General features: G+C 56.4%; 19 protein-coding genes. 6 read left to right on the forward strand and 13 right to left on the reverse strand.

Features of this window, described 5'->3' with window-relative positions:
* Positions 1-29: 29 nt before the first annotated feature.
* Positions 30-1,796 (forward strand): FAD-dependent oxidoreductase, encoded by a 1,767-nt coding sequence (locus SIB58_RS07075; protein WP_066907454.1) that lies wholly within the window; start codon positions 30-32, stop codon positions 1,794-1,796.
* Here SIB58_RS07075 and SIB58_RS07080 read toward each other — a convergent pair whose 3' ends face one another.
* The 3 genes from SIB58_RS07080 to rpmG all read right to left on the reverse strand — a co-directional run bounded on the left by SIB58_RS07080 (position 1,797) and on the right by rpmG (position 4,300).
* On the reverse strand, positions 1,797-3,680 hold the full coding sequence (locus tag SIB58_RS07080; protein WP_231857061.1) for a ribonuclease catalytic domain-containing protein: 1,884 nt from the start codon (positions 3,678-3,680) through the stop codon (positions 1,797-1,799).
* 159 nt (positions 3,681-3,839) lie between these two features.
* Entirely contained in the window at positions 3,840-4,061 is a 222-nt protein-coding gene (gene rpsR, locus SIB58_RS07085) for a 30S ribosomal protein S18 (protein WP_006041316.1), read from the reverse strand.
* Between the two features lie 38 nt (positions 4,062-4,099).
* Complete coding sequence (gene rpmG, locus SIB58_RS07090; RefSeq protein WP_066907761.1) at positions 4,100-4,300, reverse strand: 50S ribosomal protein L33; 201 nt, start codon at positions 4,298-4,300, stop codon at positions 4,100-4,102.
* A 128-nt stretch (positions 4,301-4,428) separates the two neighbouring features.
* Here rpmG and pheT point away from each other — a divergent pair, with 128 nt between their 5' ends.
* Positions 4,429-6,885 carry a phenylalanine--tRNA ligase subunit beta gene (pheT, locus tag SIB58_RS07095; RefSeq protein WP_066907460.1) on the forward strand — a complete coding sequence of 819 codons (2,457 nt, stop codon included), beginning with the start codon at positions 4,429-4,431 and terminating at the stop codon, positions 6,883-6,885.
* On the opposite strand, the gene rlmD is transcribed toward pheT, so the two are convergent.
* On the reverse strand, positions 6,854-8,254 hold the full coding sequence (gene rlmD, locus SIB58_RS07100) for a 23S rRNA (uracil(1939)-C(5))-methyltransferase RlmD (protein ID WP_066907464.1): 1,401 nt from the start codon (positions 8,252-8,254) through the stop codon (positions 6,854-6,856). The genes pheT and rlmD overlap by 32 nt on opposite strands.
* Positions 8,255-8,334: 80 nt before the next feature.
* Here rlmD and SIB58_RS07105 point away from each other — a divergent pair, with 80 nt between their 5' ends.
* On the forward strand, positions 8,335-8,829 hold the full coding sequence (locus tag SIB58_RS07105; RefSeq protein WP_066907466.1) for an allophycocyanin subunit alpha-B: 495 nt from the start codon (positions 8,335-8,337) through the stop codon (positions 8,827-8,829).
* A gap of 677 nt (positions 8,830-9,506) precedes the next feature.
* On the opposite strand, the gene SIB58_RS07110 is transcribed toward SIB58_RS07105, so the two are convergent.
* Complete coding sequence (locus SIB58_RS07110) at positions 9,507-10,589, reverse strand: ribbon-helix-helix protein, CopG family (protein WP_066907472.1); 1,083 nt, start codon at positions 10,587-10,589, stop codon at positions 9,507-9,509.
* A 35-nt stretch (positions 10,590-10,624) separates the two neighbouring features.
* Positions 10,625-12,268, reverse strand: a complete 1,644-nt coding sequence (locus tag SIB58_RS07115) for a DUF3370 family protein (protein ID WP_066907475.1) — start codon at positions 12,266-12,268, stop codon at positions 10,625-10,627.
* 111 nt (positions 12,269-12,379) lie between these two features.
* On the opposite strand from SIB58_RS07115, the gene SIB58_RS07120 reads away from it, so the two are divergent.
* On the forward strand, positions 12,380-12,562 hold the full coding sequence (locus SIB58_RS07120) for a hypothetical protein (protein WP_066907764.1): 183 nt from the start codon (positions 12,380-12,382) through the stop codon (positions 12,560-12,562).
* On the opposite strand, the gene SIB58_RS07125 is transcribed toward SIB58_RS07120, so the two are convergent.
* Genes SIB58_RS07125 through SIB58_RS07135 form a run of 3 tightly spaced genes read right to left on the reverse strand, consistent with a single transcriptional unit; the run spans position 12,544 to position 15,020 of the window.
* Positions 12,544-13,137, reverse strand: coding sequence for a sigma-70 family RNA polymerase sigma factor (locus SIB58_RS07125; protein WP_067325494.1), 594 nt, complete (start codon positions 13,135-13,137; stop codon positions 12,544-12,546). The two genes, SIB58_RS07120 and SIB58_RS07125, sit on opposite strands and share 19 nt — an antisense overlap.
* 49 nt (positions 13,138-13,186) lie before the next feature.
* Complete coding sequence (locus tag SIB58_RS07130; RefSeq protein ID WP_066907481.1) at positions 13,187-14,083, reverse strand: ATP adenylyltransferase; 897 nt, start codon at positions 14,081-14,083, stop codon at positions 13,187-13,189.
* Complete coding sequence (locus tag SIB58_RS07135; protein ID WP_066907484.1) at positions 14,076-15,020, reverse strand: SpoIID/LytB domain-containing protein; 945 nt, start codon at positions 15,018-15,020, stop codon at positions 14,076-14,078. The genes SIB58_RS07130 and SIB58_RS07135 overlap by 8 nt, the downstream gene beginning before the upstream one ends.
* Before the next feature lie 24 nt (positions 15,021-15,044).
* Between SIB58_RS07135 and SIB58_RS07140 the strand changes: the two genes are divergently transcribed.
* The gene (locus tag SIB58_RS07140; protein ID WP_066907487.1) at positions 15,045-15,773 is read left to right on the forward strand and encodes an SDR family NAD(P)-dependent oxidoreductase; all 729 of its coding nucleotides are present in this window, start codon (positions 15,045-15,047) and stop codon (positions 15,771-15,773) included.
* Here SIB58_RS07140 and SIB58_RS07145 read toward each other — a convergent pair.
* The gene (locus SIB58_RS07145) at positions 15,755-16,162 is read right to left on the reverse strand and encodes a DUF2237 family protein (RefSeq protein ID WP_066907490.1); all 408 of its coding nucleotides are present in this window, start codon (positions 16,160-16,162) and stop codon (positions 15,755-15,757) included. The genes SIB58_RS07140 and SIB58_RS07145 overlap by 19 nt on opposite strands.
* Before the next feature lie 111 nt (positions 16,163-16,273).
* On the opposite strand from SIB58_RS07145, the gene SIB58_RS07150 reads away from it, so the two are divergent.
* Complete coding sequence (locus tag SIB58_RS07150; protein WP_066907493.1) at positions 16,274-16,504, forward strand: hypothetical protein; 231 nt, start codon at positions 16,274-16,276, stop codon at positions 16,502-16,504.
* Between the two features lie 27 nt (positions 16,505-16,531).
* Here SIB58_RS07150 and SIB58_RS07155 read toward each other — a convergent pair whose 3' ends face one another.
* The 3 genes from SIB58_RS07155 to SIB58_RS07165 all read right to left on the reverse strand — a co-directional run bounded on the left by SIB58_RS07155 (position 16,532) and on the right by SIB58_RS07165 (position 21,477).
* On the reverse strand, positions 16,532-16,804 hold the full coding sequence (locus SIB58_RS07155; protein WP_066907766.1) for a DUF4090 family protein: 273 nt from the start codon (positions 16,802-16,804) through the stop codon (positions 16,532-16,534).
* A 45-nt stretch (positions 16,805-16,849) separates the two neighbouring features.
* A complete protein-coding gene (gene metH, locus SIB58_RS07160; RefSeq protein ID WP_067325583.1) occupies positions 16,850-20,476 on the reverse strand; it encodes a methionine synthase in 3,627 nt (1,208 codons plus the stop codon).
* Positions 20,477-20,559: 83 nt separating this feature from the next.
* Positions 20,560-21,477, reverse strand: coding sequence for a branched-chain amino acid transaminase (locus tag SIB58_RS07165; RefSeq protein ID WP_066907496.1), 918 nt, complete (start codon positions 21,475-21,477; stop codon positions 20,560-20,562).
* Positions 21,478-21,498: the final 21 nt, after the last annotated feature.

Here is a 21,498-nt window from a genome sequence, read left to right on the forward strand (position 1 = left end):
ACCTTCCTCATACGGGAACGGAAAGGACCATGACCGTCAGCATTGATTCGGTGGATGTGTTGGTCTGGGGAGGGGGAACTGGCGGCACGGCAGCAGCGATTCAGGCAGCCCGTGGCGGTGCCTCCACACTTCTGCTCACCCCAGGTGCATGGCTGGGCGGAATGGTCAGTGCAGCGGGTGTGTGCTGTCCTGATGGCAACGAACTGAGCCCATGGCAGACGGGGCTTTGGGGAGCTTTTCTGCGTGAACTGGAACAAAGTGAACCGGAAGGACTGGACCACAACTGGGTGAGCTGTTTCGGCTACCGACCACTGACGGCGGAGTCGATCCTTCAGAACTGGCTGCATCAGGAGTCCAGGTTGCTTTGGTGGCCTGATTGCCAGCTCCTGAGCGTTGAGCGTGCAGGCTCTCTGATCACCGGCTTGCGCATTGAGGTGGATGGAGAAATCCGCAGGGTGACGTGCCGCGTTGCCATCGATGGCAGCGATCGAGGAGATTTGCTGCCTTTGGCGAATGCACCGTTCCGTTTCGGCTGGGAAGCCAAGGAACACTGGCAGGAACCCAGTGCACCATCTCAGCAACACCTGAGCACGGATCCCTTTTTCAGAGATCAACCCGTACAGTCACCCACCTGGGTGGTGATGGGACAGCTTCAGAGCGATCAGCTTCACGATCCGCGACTTCAAGGTGATCAACCGATTGGATCACAACTACCCGATCCTTTTCGCGGGGCCTCTGACACATTCGGACTGGAAAAAACCATCACCTACGGCCGCTTGCCATCAGGACTGGTGATGCTCAATTGGCCATTGCACGGCAATGACTGGCACCGAGGACTGGAGCGAGCATTTCTTGCTGATCCAGTCCAGGAGGCTGCACTGTTCAGCGAGATGCAGAACCATAGTCTCTGCTTCGCTGATGAGTTGTGCAAAGCCACTGATGGATGGCTGCAGCTTGGCCAGGCCTTTCCCAGCAGTGCTGCAAGCCCTGCGCCCTGGATTGCTGCCATGCCTTACTGGCGCGAGGGCCGGCGGGTGGTTGGTCGCACCACCGTGATTGAACAGGATCTGCTCCCCTTGACTGAGGGTGTTTGCTGGTCTGGTCCACCTCTCAATGACAGTGGAATTTTGCATTCAATTGCGGTGGGCAATTATGCCAATGACCATCACTACCCAGGCGATGACTGGCCATTGGCTCCCAAAAGTTGCCGTTGGGGCGGTCGCTGGACAGGGACACCCTTCTGCATCCCTTTCGGAGCCCTGCTGAGTGATGCAATCGACAATCTGCTGATGGCGGATAAGGCTTTCAGCACGAGTCACATGGCCAATGGCGCCACCAGGTTGCAACCGTTGATCATGAACATCGGTCAGGCTGCAGGAGCCGCTTCCGCTCTCGCCTTGGAATCAGACCTGCAACCTTCTGAACTGCCGGTGCGCAGCCTGCAGAATCGACTGATCGGAGACGACAGGGCACCAGCAGCAGTCGCACCACTCTGGGATACACCCTGGCATCACAGCCAATGGTTGGAGCGGCAGACAGCAGCCCTCGATCGCAGACCTTTGGCAGCAGCCCTTCCCGAGACATTGGACTCAGGCAGATCTGTGCACGCCATGGTCAGTCCAGACGGTGAGGGTGCCTACAGCATCCAACTCCAGGACGCTGAGTCCTGCCAGTTGATCACGCTGGAACCCGCCGTCAACGCAAGGCTTCAGAGGCTCGACAAGCCGACAAGCGTCATGGTTCAAGGCAGCCATAACCCCTGGGGAGGATGGTTTAGGACCTCCTCAATACGCTGATCAACGAGCCATGGCAAGCAGTCTGAGTTGATCACACTGAGAATCGACTTGATCGACTCTCAGCAAAAGAGCGTCTCCAGGCAGCGATCCCGCAGGGCACTCAGCGGCAACATCCATGGCCAGTTCATCAAGACGAACCAATCCCAGCCGGTCCTGAGGTCTCAGCCAGCGCAGGAAATCCACAGGCCATTGATGGCTCTGATGACGCTCGAACCAGACCTGTTGCCAATGACGCTGATCTTCCCTGGAGATCGTCAGACCTTCGCGCACAGCTGAATCAAAGCTGTTGATCAGGTCCTGCATCAACTCCTCGCTCAGTGGGCTTTCAGCGTTGATCACAGCAGCAATCTGGCGTTGCACGACAAGATCGCCGTAGCGCCGGATCGGCGAGGTGGCCTGGGCATAGGCATTGAGACCAAGGCTGAAATGAGCTGAGGGTTGAGTTCCCATCAGACCTCGGCTCAGGCAACGCTTGATGGCAGCAAATCGAACGGCACCATCCGGTAGCTGCTCAAGCTCAGTTGCCGAGGGAAGCTCGGCGGGAAGCTGACTGCGATAGGGCAAAGCCAGATTGTGAGTCGATCCGAATCGGGCTGCAACGGCACCAGCGAGGATCATGGCTTCAGCCACCATCGTCCTGGAGGCACCCGGCTCCGTGACCTGCACGGACAGCTCGCCATCACGACAACGGATACGACCTTCCGGCAAGTCCATCTGCAGCGCGCCCTGATTGGTCCGCCAACGGCGTCGCCGCTCCAGCAGCTTGTGAAGATCAGCTAGATCCGCCTCTTCAGGTGGAGCAAAATCAATCAGCTCATCCGCATCGTCATAGGTCAGGCGGTATCTGGGGGTGACCCAGCTGCGCAGGATCCCGAAATCGCTGATCTCGCCGTTCTGATCGAGATCCACCCAGGTGCTCCAGGCAGCGTTGCGTCGACCTGTTCTGAGACTGAAGGGCCCGGTGGAGAGCTCGGCCGGGAACATTGGAAGATTCCCCCTTGACAGATAAAGACTGCTGCCTCGGCGTCGAGCCTCAAGATCCAAGGGTGAACCCTCGGGGATCAATCGACCTGGATCGGCGATATGGATCCAGAGACGTTCGGATCCGTCTCGACGACGCTCCAGAGCGATGGCATCATCAATGTCACTCGTCTCAACATCATCAATGGTGACGCAGACCTGAGCTGTGAGGTCAAGTCTGTTCTCGTCTCCCGGAAGCTGCGCATCACTGTTCTCGACAAGCTGCCTGGCTTCAAGCAGCAGATGCTCACTGAATCCGTCGCTCCAGGGTGTGCCAGCGATCGATGCCAATTGATGTTCGTCCCACTGTCCGAGCTGAATCAGCAGATGCCGGAGCTCCCTGGGATTGGCTTCAATTCGAGCGGTTTGGAGTGACTGCAACAGCTGAGCATCGAGCTGGATCGCTTCAGCACCTTCACCGACCAGCTGTTGCAGAGACTTGATCCACTGCTGGTGCACACAATCAAGCGTGTCGAGCACCAATGGTTGAGGCGCTTTCAAGAGTTGCAGCCATTGCTTGCTTCGCCGCTCAGCTTTGGCCTGTACCCGGCGTTCAGCGCGTCGGTTGCGGATCTCGGAAGCGGGCCTTGCTTGAACCGCACCCTGCTTCCAGCGGAAAAAATCCTGGTCTGCATGCAAAGCCAGCCAACAGGCAGCTTTGTTAACGGCAGCATCGATACCGCAGGCCAACTCGGCAAATCCAGCAAGATCAACCGTCTCACCTGACTCCAGGATCAGGACCCATGCTTCGCCCCAATCGCGACAGCTGGGACTGGATTGATCAAGATCCTGCTGGCTGAATGTCCATGGAAAAGCCCCCAGCCGAGCTGACGGATCAACGTCGCCAGGCAGGGGGTGAATCAAATCGATGGCCCGAGCTGGAACAACCTGTTCCTTGCCTCGAAAACCAACACTTAAACGACGTTTACTTCCCTGAACGGCAAGTACTACCGCAAGTTGGGATGATTTGAGGTCGCTGATGCCGACCAGATCTCCCGGTTTGCAATCAACAGTGGCCAGGAATCAACCCTCGGGGTTCACGAAAGGCAGTAAAGCCACTATCCTTGCGCGCTTGACAGCATTCGTGAGATCACGTTGCTGCTTTGCGGTGAGGCCAGTGAGACGGCGAGGCAGGATCTTGCCGCGCTCTGTGATGAATTTCTTCAGCAGATCCACATCCTTGTAATCGATGGGATCGCCGGGCTTGATTGGAGAAAGGCGCTTCTTGAAGAAGGAGCTGGACATGAATCAGAAACGATTGGAAAACTGGATGAACAGCAGACTCACTTGATCTCTTTGTGGAGAGTCATCTTGTTGAGTTGCGGGCAGAACTTCATCAGTTCCAGCCTTTCAGTGGTATTCCGACGATTTTTCTCGGTCGTGTAGCGAGACACACCGGGAGAACGCTTTTCGGAAGCGGGAACGGACCGGCATTCGGTGCACTCAATGGTGACAACGATCCGGACGCCCTTGTTCTTGGCCATAAAGGACGTAGCGCCGCAGTTGCGAAGCGAAATGACAAACATCCACTTTACAGGTCAACCTCACCCCACTCCAAGCGTCCGGCAGTGATTGCGAGTTCGTAGGATCACGCGCTGACTTCAAGCTCCCGATGCGGGTTTCTCTGTCCTGGCTGCAGGATCTGGTGCAGGTGAATGAGCCCGCGGATCAACTGGGTGAACGGTTGTCGATGGCTGGTTTTGAAGTGGAGGAGCTGGAGGATCTCTCACTGCTTGCCCAGGGTGTCGTTGTTGGTGAAGTCGTGGCCTGCGATAAGCATCCCAATGCCGACAAGCTCAGTGTCTGCAAGGTGAATGTGGGTGCTGACCAGACCCTGCAGATCGTCTGCGGAGCCAAGAATGTGCGTGCAGGCATTCATGTTCCCGTTGCCATGGTCGGGGCCGTTCTTCCTGCCGTGAACCTCACGATCAAAGCAGGAGAACTGCGTGGTGTGAGCAGCGAGGGAATGATCTGTTCGCTGTCAGAACTGGGCCAGAGCAGTGATGTGGATGGGATCGCCATCCTTGAGGATCTCCTCCCTGGCTTGCCATCTCCGGGAGAACCCGTGGCGCCATCCCTGGGTCTCAACGACAGCGTCCTCGAACTCGCCATCACAGCCAACCGTCCTGATGGTCTTTCGATGACAGGCATTGCCAGGGAAGTGGCTGCGCTCACAGGAGCAGCGCTTTCTCTGCCCGAGGCAGCCGCTCCATCAGAGACCCAAACGCTGGCAACCGATCAGCAATCCACAGCTGCCATGCAGGCCGGTGGCCTTTACGGCCTGACTGAAGTCAGGGGCATCGATGGCTCATCACGCTCACCGCAATGGTTGCAGCAACGGCTGACCCGTGCCGGAGTGAATCCTGTGAACGCCGTGGTCGACATCACCAATCTTGTGATGCTTGAACAGGGCCAACCTCTGCATGCCTTCGATGCAGATGCACTGGAGTCACTCTGCGGAACAGCGATCAATGCAGCGGATTTTGGTCTGCGGCAGGCACGTGAACGGGAGTCGTTCACAGGGCTGGACGGACGCGAGATCGAGCTGGATTCCCGCGTTCAAGTGGTGACCTGCCGGGATCGTGCCGTCGCCGTGGCCGGTGTGATCGGCAGTACCGAAAGCGGCGTCACCGATAGCACTCGCAGAATCTGGCTGGAATCAGCCCTGTTCACTCCAGCCTCAGTACGCAACGGCAGTCGAGCCACAGGACAGCGCACCGATGCCAGCAGTCGTTACGAGAAAGGTTTACCCAGGGAAGTCACCCTGATCGCAGCAGGCCGCGCTCTGTCTCTCTTCAGGGAAATGCTTGATGCTGAGATCGGCGAAACCTGGGTTTGTTCAGCAGAACAGGCAGAAGATCCGGTCGTAACTCTGCGTCGCCATGCACTTCATCGACTGCTTGGACCACTCGACTCCACGGACAGCAGTGCTCTACCTGAGTCGCTTGCTGATGCTCAGGTCGAGGCCTGTCTCGCAGCTCTCGGTTGCGATCTCTCTCGCTGTGCCGAAGGATGGAAGGTGGTCGTTCCCCCATCGAGGCGAATGGACCTGTTGCGTGAGGTTGACCTGATCGAGGAGGTGGCACGACTGGTGGGATTTGATCGCTTCCAGTCCCATCTCCCAAGCCCGCTCCAGCCCGGTCAGCTGACGCTCATCCAGCAGGCGGAACGACGCTTGCGTCAGCGTCTGAGCGCCTCAGGACTTCAGGAAATCACCACGTTGTCTCTTACAGGGGCGGATGAAGCCGATCCCACGCGCATTGCCATCAGCAACCCTCTGTTGACGGAGACCAGTCATCTGAGGACCGCTCTCTGGAAGGAGCATCTTCAGGTTTGTCAGCGCAACCTTCAGGCCTCACAGCCCGGATGCTGGGTGTTCGAGATCGGGCATGTGTTCAGTTCAGACGGCGCAACGATCGATCAAGAAGCTCGGCTTTCGGGGGTGATCTGTGGGGAACGTCGCCTTTCGCGATGGCAGACCAGCGGCAAGCCACAACCTCTCAGCTACTACGAAGCCAGGGGTTTACTCACCACGGTTCTGAATGCATTGGGAATCGAGTCCCAGGATCGTCGGCTCAGCGATGATGAGCGTCTTCATCCAGGCCGTGCCGCACTTGTGCTGGTTGAGGGTCGCCCTCTTGGCAGCTTCGGCCAGTTGCATCCTGCTCTGTGTGAAAGCCATGAGCTACCAGCTGAGACCTATCTCTTCGATCTTGAACTGACACGCCTGCTGGAGGCAGCCACCCGCAGCACTCGCTGGAGTCCGCAGTTCAAGGCCTATTCCACCCTGCCTTCGTCGGAAAGAGATCTGGCCATGGTTGTTCCGCGCAGCCTGGCGGCAGGTGATCTTCTGCAGGCCATCCGCAAAGCCGGCAAACCACTGTTGGAGTCGGTCGAATTGATCGATCGTTTTGAAGGCGGACAGCTCGACTCCGATCAGTGCAGTCAGGCGTTCCGCCTGCGCTATCGCGGCAAAGACAGCACACTCACCGACGACATGATTCAGCCTGTGCATGAGAAGGTGCGCAAGGCACTGGTCAAGCAGTTTCAGGTGCAGTTGCGCAGTTGAACCTCGACATCAACACAAGACATTCCAGGTGGGAGGTCTGAGGGAAGAAATCCATCGGCTGAACGCGCTCAATCCGATAAGGACCTGACTCTCCCGCCAGATGTTTGAGATCTCTCGCCAGAGTTGCAGGATCACAACTCAGATACACAAGTCGCTGTGGTGGATGGTTGAGGATCATGGCCAGGACGGTGGGCTCCAGACCCTTGCGAGGTGGATCAACCACCAGAGCATCGTGCATTGGCAAAAGAGCGTGCAGATGCCGAGCCACATCGCCATCCAGAAATTGTGTCGTGTTGAGCCTGTTGCGTGCTGCATTACGCCCGGCATGGCGCACGGATGCAGGGCTGATTTCCAGTCCGGTGACACTGTGGCCAGCAGCAGCAAGCGGTAAAGCAATCGTGCCGATGCCGCAGTAGGCATCAATCACGCGTTGATGCGCCTGCGCGCGGCTGAGCCAGTCGCGGATCTGCTCCACCACCCGTTCTGCACGAGGTGTGTTGACCTGAAAAAAGGTGGTGGTTCCAAGCTCAAGAGACAGAGCACAAAATCGCTCCTCGATCGCATCCTGACCTTGAAGGCAAATGGTCTGCTCCCCGAACACAGCATTGCTGCGTTTCGGTTGCAGATTGAGCGTCACACCCTTCAGCTGGGGCCAGCGACGCATCCACACTGCGCTCAACGCCTCAACGCCTTCCAGCGACCGGGTGGCGGAAATCAAAGTGATCAGCACCTCACCGGTTCGCACGCCGATTCGCAATCCCAGGTGGCGAAGACCAGGCTCACCCTGGAGATCTGAATCCATCGGCCAGCGGGTTGATTCCAGATCCTTTTTGATCGGAGCAATCAAGGCATCCAGTCGAGGATCCAGAACTGGGCAGTGGTTGAGATTGACGATGCGATGACTGCCACGCTTGTAGTAACCAAGACGCACCCTTAGCCCATCACGACGGACTGGAATCAATGCCCGGTTTCTGTACCCCAGTGATTCCCGATCGGGACTCACCAGGGCGTTGACATCAGGATCCAGCTGGCCGATGCGAGTCAGCGTGTTGGTCAGTCGCTCCTGCTTCCAGGTGTTCTGTGCCTCGACCGAAAGATGCTGCAGGGAACAACCACCGCAGTCACGGGCAAGAATGCACGGAGGTCGACGAGCATGGGGAGATGAGGAGATGATTTCCACTCTTCGGGCCAGCCACATCCGCCTCTGACGTTGCTGGACTTTGACCTTGGCCTCTTCTCCTGGCAGCAGCTCGGGGACAGCGATCACCCAGCCATTCCAGCGGGCCAGGCCACGCCCCTGCTGATCAAGATCCTCTCCAACAACATCAATAGTCTGTCCCGGATGCAGTGTTTCATTCATCGCTGTCATTGCAATGGCGTAACACCCCTCAGTTCCAACCCATGGCTGGGGTTCATGCCCCTTAAACTGTTCTCAGCATGCCAGCCGTCATGAGCGTTGTAAGGGATCTGATCCTCCAGGCGGATGACGATCTGCGTTACCCGAGCAGTGGTGAACTCCGCTCGATGGTCGAGTACCTCAGTCAGGGTGCCGTACGTCTTGCGGTAGTCAGGATCCTCACGGACAGCGAAAAAAAGATTGTTGATGAATCGGCTCGGCAGCTGTTCGGCCTTCGACCTGAATATGTCGCCCCTGGTGGAAATGCCTATGGGCAGAAGCAACGGGCTCAGTGCCTGCGTGACTACAGCTGGTATCTGAGGTTGGTCACCTATGGGGTTCTTGCAGGCAGCACCGAGATGATCGAACAGATCGGCCTGATCGGTGCCCGCGAGATGTACAACAGCCTCGGTGTTCCCATGCCTGGAATGGTGGATGCCATGCGTTGCATGAGAGAGGCCTCGCTGGTTCTTCTCTCGGAAGAACAACAGAAAATTGCAGGTCCATACTTCGATTATCTGATCAAAGGAATGCAGACCAGCACCTGATTGTCCCGCTGACTGGACCATTGCCTACCCAAACCTGCTGACCCCCCAGTCGTCAAGACATTTGTCTCAGATAAGAAGCATGCCTGGACTCGTGTTGTTTCTTAATTGAGACTCGCAACTTTGCTTTATGGCTGTTTGCGCCGGCCCCTCACCTGGCTTGCGCAAGGTTTACTTGTCGCACATAAGACTAAAAACAAGTCTTGAACTGGTTTCATTCAAGGCAGGTGAGACTGCTGAGCATTTGATGGCAGGAGCCGGCTGGTTGAGCTTGCCCGTCGAGCATGTCCGGTCGCATGAAGCGAGACCAAGCCATCCTGGCCGTGTCCAAAAATCATTGCGTCACTGTGTCAATAGCAGAGACGCAAATACCAAAAACCCAGCTCTAACTGGCCTTAAGCGTCACCAGATCATTCTCTGGACAGGCTTAACGGCGCACTGGACATCACTGCATGCATTCGAACTCTGCTGATTTGGCGGAGATCATCAAAACTTCGACACATCGGATCCAACCAGTAATCACAGCAAGAGTGCAAATAAAACGATGGGAAAAAATGATCTTGATAGAAACTGCTGATCAGTTTCTTGCTGAAACCTGGCATCAAAGAAATCAGGGCCAAAGCGTATTAATAATCTCAACTGAGATCATTGATGAGTCCAGGAACAATTCTCCTTCAAGACTACTGAGACATCTCCTTTTGGCGATACAGCTCTTTGAGCATCTGATAGGCCTCGTTGAGGCGGCGCATGGCATCGGTTGAACCTCCCGAATCAGGATGTACTTCAACAGCCTTGCGTTTGTAGGCGTCGCGAATCGCACGCAATGTCAGGGACTGGCCAGCCTGCGTGGGCAATTCCAGTTGTTTGAGTGCACCATGCAGCGTCATCGTGGACTCGAGTGTTTGGAAGGAGGTGACCTTGCGGCTGCGCTTGAAGCGACTGACAAAGCGACGAATCAACGTTGGGATCCGATCTGGAACTGAAGCACTCGCAAACGGATCCTCCAACACCGCGGCAGCAACAATCACCTGCTCGAAGCGAGGGGAAGGAACCATCCAGCTTTTGCAGAATTCAGTCATGGAGTGATTGACCTGACTCCAAGTGAATGTGCGCCCCTCGGATCCATCGATATGGGGCCAGATGTCACGAGCCATCCACAACATCACAGCCTCCATAACGGTTGGACCTGGATTAGAGCCATAAAGAGTGAGCCAATGGTTCAGGGCAACTTCAGACCAATCCTTGATCTGTTCATCACTGATCACCGGCACAAGCGGAATTTCCGTGCTCGGTTGCCTGCTTGGCGTCAGGCTTTCGCGAATCGCGTTGCTGCGCTTGCGAACAAATCCGGGCAGATCAATACCACCGCCAACGGTTGCTGCATTGCGTGTCGGTGGTTGGGGAGAGACGGGGCGATCCTGCTCATTGTTGGTCGTATTCAGCCCACCGGCTGAGCCAACCAGAACGATGGCTCGATCCTCGTCGTATTGAGGTTGCTGGATCGGTTCTTTGACAAGAGAAGCCTTGGATCTCTCCTCTGCTTCAGAAGCCGTTGATTCCGTTGAACCCTCGGGAGACTGGTCAGCCAGCGGATCCAACTGTGCGCCAGGGGCATCATCCTGATCAAGATCGGGATGAAAGATTTCCTCGAGCAGCCGACGAAGGCATTCCCCCCTGGAACGGGTCTTCCAGTCCTTGCGAAGCTGATCAATCTGGTCGACGAGCTCCTCGGGTAATTCCAGGCTGATGCGCTTGCCGCTCATAGGGCTGTGTCGTTCTGACCGTCAAGCAGGTGTGATCATCGACCCTGCAGGCGACGCAACCATTCCTGTTGAGCACGGATCGCCTCACGGTATCGCTGCTCGAGGCTGCTGTTCACTCTTGACGGCATGATCATGGCAGGAGGCATGGAATTGGATCCACCCCTCGGAGCAACAAGCAGCGGAGGCGGTGGAGGTGTGGTTCTTCTCACAGGCTGCAGAACAGGCCTGGCAACAGGTGCAACAGGCTTCGCGTCCGGAGCAGGTTGAGTGTTAACAGCCGGCGGGGCCACCTCTGGCTTGACCTTGCGGGTCTTCGCTTCAGCTTGCGCCTTTCTTGCAGCTTCCAGCATCTGTTCTCGCTGACGCAGCATGGCCAGCTGAGTGACTGGGACCACGCTGAGCAGATGACCCGGCGTGGCATCGGCTGGATAAACAACACTCACAGTGACAGGGTTGTTTGCTCCACGCTTGAGATCAAGATCCGCGATCGAAAGGCTCTGTCCGGAGCGCATGCCGACATGAACTTCTTGATAACCCTGATCAGTTTTAATGCCGATTGACCCACGGAAGGCCGTGAATGGTGAGCGACCTGAGGCAACAGGATGACTGAGAACCAGCTCATGAGCACCCTCACCCGCAAGATTCAGGTCAACATCAAAACGTACTCCATATGTACCAACGTTATTGACTGCTGAATCAACCATTCGTGTGCTGAGTTGATTGACCTGAATGTCACGAGTGCCGAAATGATGCTTTCGCGTGCTGGTCAAAGGCACATGCAATGAACCCTGAGACAGATCATGCTGAATTGAGGCTTTGTACTCATCACCAAGCGCAACTCCTGCAACGCGGGAGAATACCTGGCCTGACTGAATCTCACGAATGCGATTGAGATAAATTCTTCCAGGTGCAAGTCGTCCACCATCAAGCACAGCAATCAGTGCACGTTCGTCCTGAGTTTCTTCTGCTGCAATCACAGCCATCTGAAAAGGCCCATCACTGCTGCCACGCAGTAGGCCGTTCATGATTCCACGCGCAGGCAAAACACTGCTCACAATCACTTTGCGACTGTTCGGAGGAATAACGACTTCTCTTGAAAGCTTGCGGTCCAATTCGCCACGAAGAATCTGGACTGCCGTCGCATCACCAGGGCCAGTGTTCCAGGGTCTGGGGCCCAGCGGCTTCACCCCCATCAGCTTATTGGGATGATAAGGAGCCTCAAAACTGTTTTTTACTGAACCTCTTTTGAATCGCAACGTGACAGGAGACGAACCGGGATTGATCGCAATGGCAGCAACAGTCAGCAGTCCTCGAGCTCTGCGGCCCCCTAGCTTGCTGGAATCCTGGGGATAGTATTTATGGTGCATATGAACACCAAATTCACCATTGAAAGTGAATGTGGTGTTCTTGAGTGGTTGATTGGTTTCGGCAGCGATTGAACTGCCCGGTGAGGTATCCACCAGGATGCCCGGGCCTTTAACAATCTCAGGTTGATTGGAGTGCAGAACGGGAACGTTATTGAAGCTGCCGTTCAGAGGCCTTGCTCGCTGACCAGCCATCAAAGGGACGTAGGCCTGCACGGGCCTTACAAACTCAGTCGAGAGCGTCCCAACCGAGACGCCAATCAGGACCAGCAGTGGGATTCGGTGAGACACTCGCGACTGGTGACTGGCGGCCATGAACAGGCTCAAGTTCCAAACTTAATCGCCAGAGGAAAAACCGCCAAGCATTTGCGGAGACGCGATAAACGGGCCGTTCTCGCCAGGATGGTGGGAGCTAACAACCCTCTGATGTTTCCACCTTTTGGCTGCTCACCCTGCGCAGATGGCGACTGGCAGCGTCATCATCAGGAACGCAAACTGCGCATGATGCGCTTCTGGCGTGATGGTCTCGAGCGTCAGATCGCTGCTGTGACGGCAGCCATCAGCACTCTTGAGCAGCAGATCGAACGGGATCAGGCCAGCTCCAGCTGAACTGACAGCTGTTGGCGCAGCTGGGCCAGTCCGCGCTTGACGCGACGCTGCACGGTCATGGCACTGACGCCGGTTCTGCTGGCCACATCTCGGAGACTCTGCCCTTTGAGGATCACCTCAACGACTGCGGATTTTTCCTTGCTAGGTAAATCATGGAGCGCCTGGGCAAGCTGTTGGCGATTTTCCGTTCGCTCCATGTCATTGCAGTGATCAGGCTCCTGACTGATCAGGTCATCCTCCAAGGGCAGAAACCGCCGTCGTTGCGTTGCCGCATTGAAACCTGCGCCGATGTCCCGATCACTGTCCTGTTCCGCTCGGGGAAGTCGAATGATTGCCGCTTTGTCGCGTAGATAGTGCAGGATCGCCCCCCTGATATGAGGACGAGCGAATGCCGAGAATGGAATGTCTCTCTGGCCTTCAAAGCGTTCAGCTGCCCTGAGTAAACCCAGTAATCCAACTTGTTGGAGATCGTCAGGATCCTGACCACTTTTGGCTGCATAACGCCTGGCCAACGGTTCTACAAGCCGCATGTGGTGCGCAACCCTTGCATTGCGTCTTAACTGCTGTCTGTTCATTGGTTGCCTGAAGAGGAGCTGATCGACTCCTTCAGACAGACACCGCTGATCAGCTCACTGCATCCGCGGAACCACTGAAACCGGGAACAACCTGCCTGAGCAACTGCTCACCGCCATGGCTCTGAAGCCAGGCCAGGTCGGATCGTTGTGTCGCCAACAGGTAACCAGCAAATCCCAGTGCATTGACACTGAACCCCCTGACCTGGTCTTGACTGCGCTTGATCAGCGCCATCCATGACTGCGTCAGCAACAGGTTGTAGGGAACAGCAGGAGGCTGTCGCGTGGAACGATCACCGAGCCCCAATTGCCAGGCAAGGGAGCGATAAAGGTCATGAAGGATGATCCCCTGGTCGTCTGGATTGCTCGACATTGGACGTTCAGCGATGACACAGCTGTCGACCAGCGGATCGGAGATCTGCCCGTCACATGTCGATACTGCTGGCATCAGCAGACGTTCCGTGAACCAGGACAGTCGCGGACAGATGCGCTCTCCGGGAGCACGGGGCAAGAGCTGAAGATGACGATGGGGCTGACTTGCTCCGGCTCTGGGACCGCTGTTGAAGAACCAGAGACCGGTGCTGTCGTTATCGACCTGCACCAGGGCACGCCAGTCATCAGGTTGAAGCCAGTGAATTTGAGAAGCCCAGTCCTGAGTGATCAGCAACATATGCCCTCGCTCAACGGGGTACTTGTTGAGAATCAGAACGTGATTGTTGTGAATCCGCTCCACCTCGAGTTGTGAATCCCATGGGAGAAAGGGATTTGGCTTGGGCCCCTCAGGTCTGTGGTGCTTGGGAAGAGCCGCATTCAGCTGACGCAGTTCGAACTGTTCCGCCCTGGGTCCTGAGAGCTCGATCGTGGAAGTACCGAGGGGAATCAGGGCTCCACAGTTCCTGGCCTGTTCGGAGCGCTCCAGCGCCTTCGACCAGAAATGCTTCTCACCCATCGGATTTGATCCTCGCCAGGGAGGCCCCGGCGTAGTACCTGCCAAGGATCTCGTTGAATCGAAGCCCCTGCTGAGCCAGCTCCTGAGCACCATGCTGACTCATGCTTGCACCGAGATGTCCATGTGCTTCATCGGAGATCTCCTGTGTGGAGGCATACAACGACTCAACCAGTCCACCCTTGAAACTCAACACCAGTCCCCGTGTCGCTTCAGTGGCCTGGATCGTTGACGAGCTGCTGCTGGTTCTTCCTGCGTAAGCCTGCCAGCGAGTCGTGTCTCCGAGGTTCCAGTCGTTGCTGGCGGGTCGGAGCATGTGTACGAGGCCGTAGGAGCGTGCGGCTACGGCCTGGGCCTTGAGCGCTTCCCCATTCCAGTGACTGGGCATTTCAGCTCCCACAACGGAGGCCACATAGCGTTCGAGGTTGATCTGGTTGATCGCGAGCCATCCCTTTCCCCTGTTGAGCAGGTGAATCGTTCCTTCATAGGCACGACCATTCACCAGCACCGATCCGCCGGTACTTCCGCAACTGAAAAGACCTGTGTTGGCCTGGATGAGCATCCTATTGAGAACACCTGGCTGAATGGGAGTCCCACCCTGCGTTCTGCAATCCGCTCCATCCTGGGTACTGACATTCCTTAACGGGCGCTGACTCAACAGGGCAATGCGCACCTGGGGATCAACGCTCTCACTCGGCGCTGGCACAGCAGGGACAGATCCGGCTGAAGGATCCAATCCTTGCTTCTCAGCTGGCTGGGCCGCTTGGAGCGGCTGCTTCTCACTGTCGAGTTGAGCCTCATCATCAAACAGTGCGCTGAGAAGAGCCTCTGTGTCTTGGCTCGCTGTGTTGAACCGCCCGGCACTGGTGGACCAGGCAATCATTGCGGCCAGACCCACACTCGCCGTCAAAGTCAGCAACAGTGGTCGAACGAGACGCATACCCGCTGAGACGGAGATGGAATCATGCCTGAAATCTGCTCCGAAAGCTGGCAGGGACGAGCTTTGGTGGTTGGAGGCGGCGGAATCGGGCGGGCATTGAGTTCGGAACTGGCACGCCGCCAGCCCTCACTGCTGGTGACGCTGGCGACCCGCCAACCCTTGTCAGATCGGGAGTGGAGCGTTGACCTGCAATCCCCGGACAGTCTCAGCCAACTGACCGAACAACTCAGTGATGACCCCCATCCTCTGAGGGTCGTGATCAATGCGACAGGACGTCTCCACAGTCCCTCCTATCAACCTGAAAAGCGGCTGCAACATGCCGAACAATCAGCTCTGCTGGACTCTTTTGCCATCAACGCAGCCGGACCTCTGCTGCTTGCCAAGTCAGTCGAGCCTGTTCTGAACAGAGACACACCCTTTCATTTCGCCAGCCTGAGTGCCAGGGTCGGCAGCATCGGCGATAACCGCAGCGGCGGCTGGTACGCCTATCGCGGCGCCAAGGCAGCACAGAACATGATGCTGCGCTCTCTGAGTCTCGAGTGGGCGCGACGTCTGCCGCTGGCGACGGTGACTCTTCTGCACCCTGGAACGACAGACACAGCCCTTTCGAAGCCCTTTCAGAGCTTTGTACCCAAAGAGAAGCTGTTCAGCCCTGAAAGGGCAGCAAGGCATCTTGTGGATGTCCTGATGCAGCAGACACCATCCGACACCGGTCGATTTCTCGCCTGGGATGGTCAGGCCATTCCCTGGTGAGCATGCTTTTTCAGGATCTCCAGGGGAATGATCTCAACAGTGCTGGATTCGGTGGAGTCCAGGAGAACAGGCGGAGCCATCCCATCCTCATGGGCTTCCTTCCAGCGAGGGGCACACACACACCAGTGATCTCCAGGCTGAAGACCAGGGAAACCAAACTCGGGCATCGGAGTGGTCAGATCATTGCCCTGGGCCCTGCTGTAGCTGAGAAAGCTTTCCGTCATCACGCAACAGACGCTGTGACGTCCGAGATCCCCCACATCTGTTCGACAGTGTCCATCTCTGAACCATCCGGTCATTGGTTGACAACTGCAGACCTCCAGAGGCTGACCTAGAACGTTCAGATCGATAGCCTGGACTTCGTTTTGGGGCGATGTTTCAGAGCTCATTACGCCATGCAATCCACGAGGAGTCTGCCGAAGGAGTGGCACATTGCGCGACAAGATGGTTGACGGATCCAGGGGGCGAGGCGTTAAAGGTCAATCAGTTATGCCTCCTCGATGGATTGGGAGTTCACTGAAGACGCAGCGTTCCTCGCCCTCTGCGACGCCTTCCGCGAGAGCGGGGAATCCTCGGCGATTGAGTTCCTCGCCAATGGTGAAGGAGCATTCCACTTTCAGGACCTGTCTCAGAATGCTGCGGGGGAGGGGATCGACCTCAGCGAATCCAGTGCCCTCGAGGAATTTCAACAGGAAGTGATCGACACGATGGAGAAGCTCTGCCAGGAATAATCCGCAGAGCTCCATCAGCGGCTTGGGTCAGCCGTAGAAGAAGCTGATCTCCTTAGCCTTCAGACCTTCCCATCCAGCATCGATCAGGCGCTGATTGAGCGTTGCCTGATCGAAATGTTTAGCGCCAGTTCTGACCACCCTGTTGCGCATCGATTTTCGGACTCCACTGCGCTTGCGCTGGCCCTCAAGCGTCATCACTTCCCTGTACAGCGTCAGCATCTGAGCAGGCAGAGGAGATCCATCCAGATCGATCCCTGCATTGATCGCCTCGTCGATGGCGCCGGGCCCACTGAGATCCATGGTGATGCGGTGAATGACAGCTGCAGTCTGCAACAGTGATTTGGCTCAGGCACTGAAGTAGCGGGCTTTGCTGTGCAACGCCACCAGTGCAGTGGTGCTCTGTTCCGGGTGCAGCTGGTCACCTTCATCCATGCTCAGGCCGACTCGTTCAGCGCCCAGCCACAGCAGCTGTTGCCGTGAATCCGCCACGTTGGGACAAGCCGGGTAGCCGAAGGAGTAACGACTGCCCCTGTAGCGCTGAGCCAACACATCTCTGAGCTTCATATCCTCGGGATCCGCAAATCCGCATTCACGTCTCACACGGGCATGGGTCCATTCGGCCAGGGCTTCGGCCATCTGGACGGCCAGTCCATGGAAGAAAAGGTAATCGCTGTAGGAATCAGACTCGAACAGCTGTTGAGCAAAGACTGACGCCTGTTCTCCCATGGTGACCGCCTGCATGGGCAGAACATCGCTGGGACCTCCCTCAACGAGGTCCCTGTAGAAGTCGGCGATGCAGTAGCGGTTGCCGCCACGCTGGCGTGGCAGTGAAAAGCGGCCAAGCTGACGTGATCCATCCTGGTCAAAGACCACGACATCATTGCCCTCACGCCCGCAGGGGAAATAGCCATAGGCAACTGCAGGGTGCAGAAGGCTTTCATCGATTGCGCGTTCAAGCCAGGCCTGCAGAACGGGTTCTGCCTTGGCTTGCAGATCAGCCTCATAGTCCTCCCGTGACTGACCTTTGACCTTGCGCATCTGCCACTGACCAGCGAACAGAGCCTGTCGATCGAGATAGGCCATCACCTCCGGCAGAGGTATTTCAGCGTCTCCCTGCAACACCTTCGGACCCAGGAACGAAGGCTGAACAGCTGCTTCCTCAGGCACCGTTTCCGATCGATCAAAACTGACAGGTACCGGGTCGACCTTGGCCTGCTTCAGCGTTTCGCTTGCCGTCGAATCATCGGTCGTTCCTGGATCCGAGCTGGAACCCGATTCACCCCCAAGCGACAGGCCCTCGGGGGTGCCGTTGAGGAATCCCTTTTCGTTGTCCCAGGAATCGGATTGACGAGCATCAACGAAAGCATCCATGAAACGCAGATCGGTAAATGCGTCCCTGCCATAGAGAACCTTGCCGTTGTACACCTCACTGCAGTCCTTGTTGACAAACCTGGGAGTCAGAGCAGCACCCCCGAGGACAACAGGAACGTTGATTCCAGCTTCATTGAATGCTGAAAGATTGTCTTTCATGAATGCAGTGGATTTCACAAGAAGTCCACTCATCGCGATGCAGTCAGCCTGATGTTTTTCTTGGGCAGCAATAATGGCACCAACGTCTTGCTTAATGCCCAGATTGATCACCTCATAACCATTATTAGTGAGAATGATGTCAACAAGATTCTTGCCGATGTCATGAACATCTCCCTTTACTGTGGCAATCAGGAATTTTGCCTTGGCCGACCGTTCGCTATCACTTTTCTCCATGTGCGGTTCAAGGAAAGCAACCGCTGATTTCATGGTTTCAGCGGATTGCAAGACGAAGGGAAGCTGCATCTGTCCAGAGCCGAACAGTTCACCCACAACCTTCATTCCATCAAGAAGAAAGGTATTCACGATCTCAAGAGGTTTGTAGTTCTCAAGACCCTTATTCAACGCTTCTTCCAGACCGATCCGTTCACCGTCAATGATGTGCTGCTTGAGCCGCTCCTCAACGGGAAGATCAGCCAAAGATGGGCCTGAGGAGCGGGCATCCTTGGTACTGACACCCTCAAAAAGCGTGGTGAGCTCTGCGAGTGGGTCATAGATGCAGACATCCCCGTCAAATCGTCGGGAATCGTTGATCAGATCGCGACAAACCTGCTGATGATCCTCCTCAATCTTGATCAGAGGCAGAATCTTCGCCGGAGAAACGATTGCGGCATCCATTCCCGCCTCACAGCAGTCGTGAAGGAAAACGGAATTGAGCGTAATCCTGGCCGCTGGTGAAAGACCGAAGCTGACGTTCGAGACACCGAGCAAAACGTGAACACCAGGCAGTTCACTCCGAATTCGACGAATCGCTTCGATCGTTTCAATGGCATTGCGCCGGTCCTCTTCGATGCCCGTTGAAATGGGGAGTGCGAGTGGGTCGTAAAATATTTCTCGAGCTGGAATACCAAACTCAACGGCATCTCTGTAAGCACGTTTTGCAATGGCGACTTTTTTCTCAGCCGTTCGCGCCATGCCTTCCTCATCAATGGTGCCGACTACCACAGCTGCGCCGTAACGGCGAGCCAGTTCAAGCACCTTGAAAAAACGCTCATCGCCATCCTCATAGTTGGTGGAATTGAGGATGCACTTACCCCCGGCAACTTTCAGTCCGGCCTCCATTTTCTGCCACTCAGTTGAATCGAGCATCAATGGCAGATTCACATTGGTGACCACACGAGTCACCAGCTCATGCATATCTTTCTCACCGTCGCGTCCCACATAATCGACATTGACATCGAGCACATGGGCGTTCTCCTTCACCTGCCCCCGTGCAAGACCAACAAGACCATCCCAATCCTCTTCATTGAGCAGTTCACGCACCTTTCTTGATCCGCTTGCATTCAGTCGCTCGCCGATGATCAGGAAGGAGTTATCCTGGAAATACGGTGTAGCTCCGTACAGCGAAGCTGCGGCCGGTTCATAACCCAGCTGCTGTCGTTCAAGGTGATGCGTCCTCACCTTCCTGTTGGCCGGTTTCAGTTCATCGGAGATTTCAGAAAGCGCTTTGATGTGGGCCGGTGTGGTGCCGCAACAGCCACCGATGACCTGAACGCCAAGATCCTCAACGAAGTGCATGAGCTGCATTTTCAGCTCAATGGGGGTAAGTCGGTAATGGGCAACGCCGCCGATGTTCTCAGGAAGTCCGGCATTGGGGATGCAGCTCACCACAAACGGCGAGTACTCGGCCAGATACTTGATGTGCTCCTTCATCTGCTCAGGACCGGTGGCACAGTTCAAACCGAGCACATCGATCGGAAACGGTTCGAGAATCGAGACCACTGCTGCGATATCCGAGCCAACCAACATGGTTCCCGTGGTTTCCATCGTTACGGACACCATCAGTGGCCGTCGTTGCCCACTAGCGGCGAAGGCATCCTCAACGCCCTGCAGCGCCGCCTTGATCTGGAGCACGTCCTGACAGGTCTCGATGATGAACAGATCCACATCACCGGCAATCAGACCTGCCGCCTGATCGCGGAAGGAGGCGCGCAGCGTGTCGAAATCAATGTGGCCAAGGGTCGGGAGCTTCGTGGTGGGCCCCATCGAACCAGCCACAAAGCGCGGCTTCTCTGCGGTGCTGTATTCATCAGCCATCTCACGTGCCAGTTGCGCTGCACGCTTGTTGAGAACAAAAGCCTGATCCTCGAGGTCGTATTCCGCCAGCACCACGGACGCCGCACCGAACGTGTCCGTCTCGATCACATCACAACCTGCCTCCAAAAACTGGCGATGCACGGCCTGAACCGCGTCAGGACGGGTGATCACCAGGTTTTCGTTGCAGCCCTCGAAAACTTCACCGCCGAAATCAGCAGCAGACAGATCCATCTGCTGCAAGGAAGTGCCGGTGGCACCGTCAAACACCAGAACAGGACGACTGGGATCGTGCAGTCGCTTCAGGAAGCGTGATGATTCAGTGATGGATTTGGTCTGAACTGCCTGCATCACCACTGATTCGGTCAGGTCATCCTAAGAAATGCTGGGATCAGAGCCCCGCTGCTGATGGCCTGAACAGGGACGCTGCTTGCTCAGCTCTCCAGTTCGATACGGGTGACCCAGTGGGCGTACTGCTCATCACGCCCCTCGGTGATCGCCACAAGCTTGGAACGGAGCGCTTCCATCAACGGTCTGTGGTGCGAGAGAATCGTTGATTCCAGCTGGCGGATTGGACTGATCTTGGCCGCTGTTCCGGTCAGGAACACTTCATCGGCGATGAACAGCTCGGTCTTGTCGACCGGCCGCTCGATCACCTCGATGCCCATGCCCTTGGCCAGTTCGATCACACTGGCCCGCGTGATCCCCTCGAGGATGTCCTGATCGACACCCGGGGTGATCAGCTGGCCGTCGCGGACGATGAACAGATTCATGCCGCTGGCTTCACTCACCTTGCCGCGGGTGTTCATCAGCAGGGCTTCATCAAAACCGCTGGCGACAGCCTCCGACTTCGCCAGCGAGCTGGTGATGTAAGCGCCGCTGATTTTGCCTCGCAACGGTAAGGAGCGATCCTCCTGACGAGTCCAGCTGCTGATGCGACAACTCACTCCATCCGGAGAGAGATAGTCACCCAGCTCCAGGCCATAGATCAGAAAATCGGTCTCGATGTTGTGCAGTCTTGGCGCGATGCCCAGATCACTCGTGTACACGAATGGCCTCAGATAAATCGGTGTGGTGGGCTTATTGGCATGAAGTATCGCTGTGAGAGCTTCCATCACGGTCTCTTCAGCGAGCTCAGCCATCAACAGATGGGCGCTCTGAGACAGCCGACGGGCGTGTCGGTCGGCACGGAACAGGAGCATTCCTCCCGGTTTGACGGGATCAGGAATGGCCCGCATCCCACCGAAGGCTCCAGTGCCGTAATGCAATGCATGCGTCGCCACCGACACCTTGGCTTCCTCGAAAGGAACGCAGCGTCCCTGAAACCAGGCGTAGGGAAGGAACTGATGCATCGCTGAGGGTCCGTTGACCAG

It is taken from the genome of Synechococcus sp. MIT S9504, from assembly GCF_047497135.1.
In the GTDB taxonomy this organism is placed as follows: domain Bacteria; phylum Cyanobacteriota; class Cyanobacteriia; order PCC-6307; family Cyanobiaceae; genus Synechococcus_C.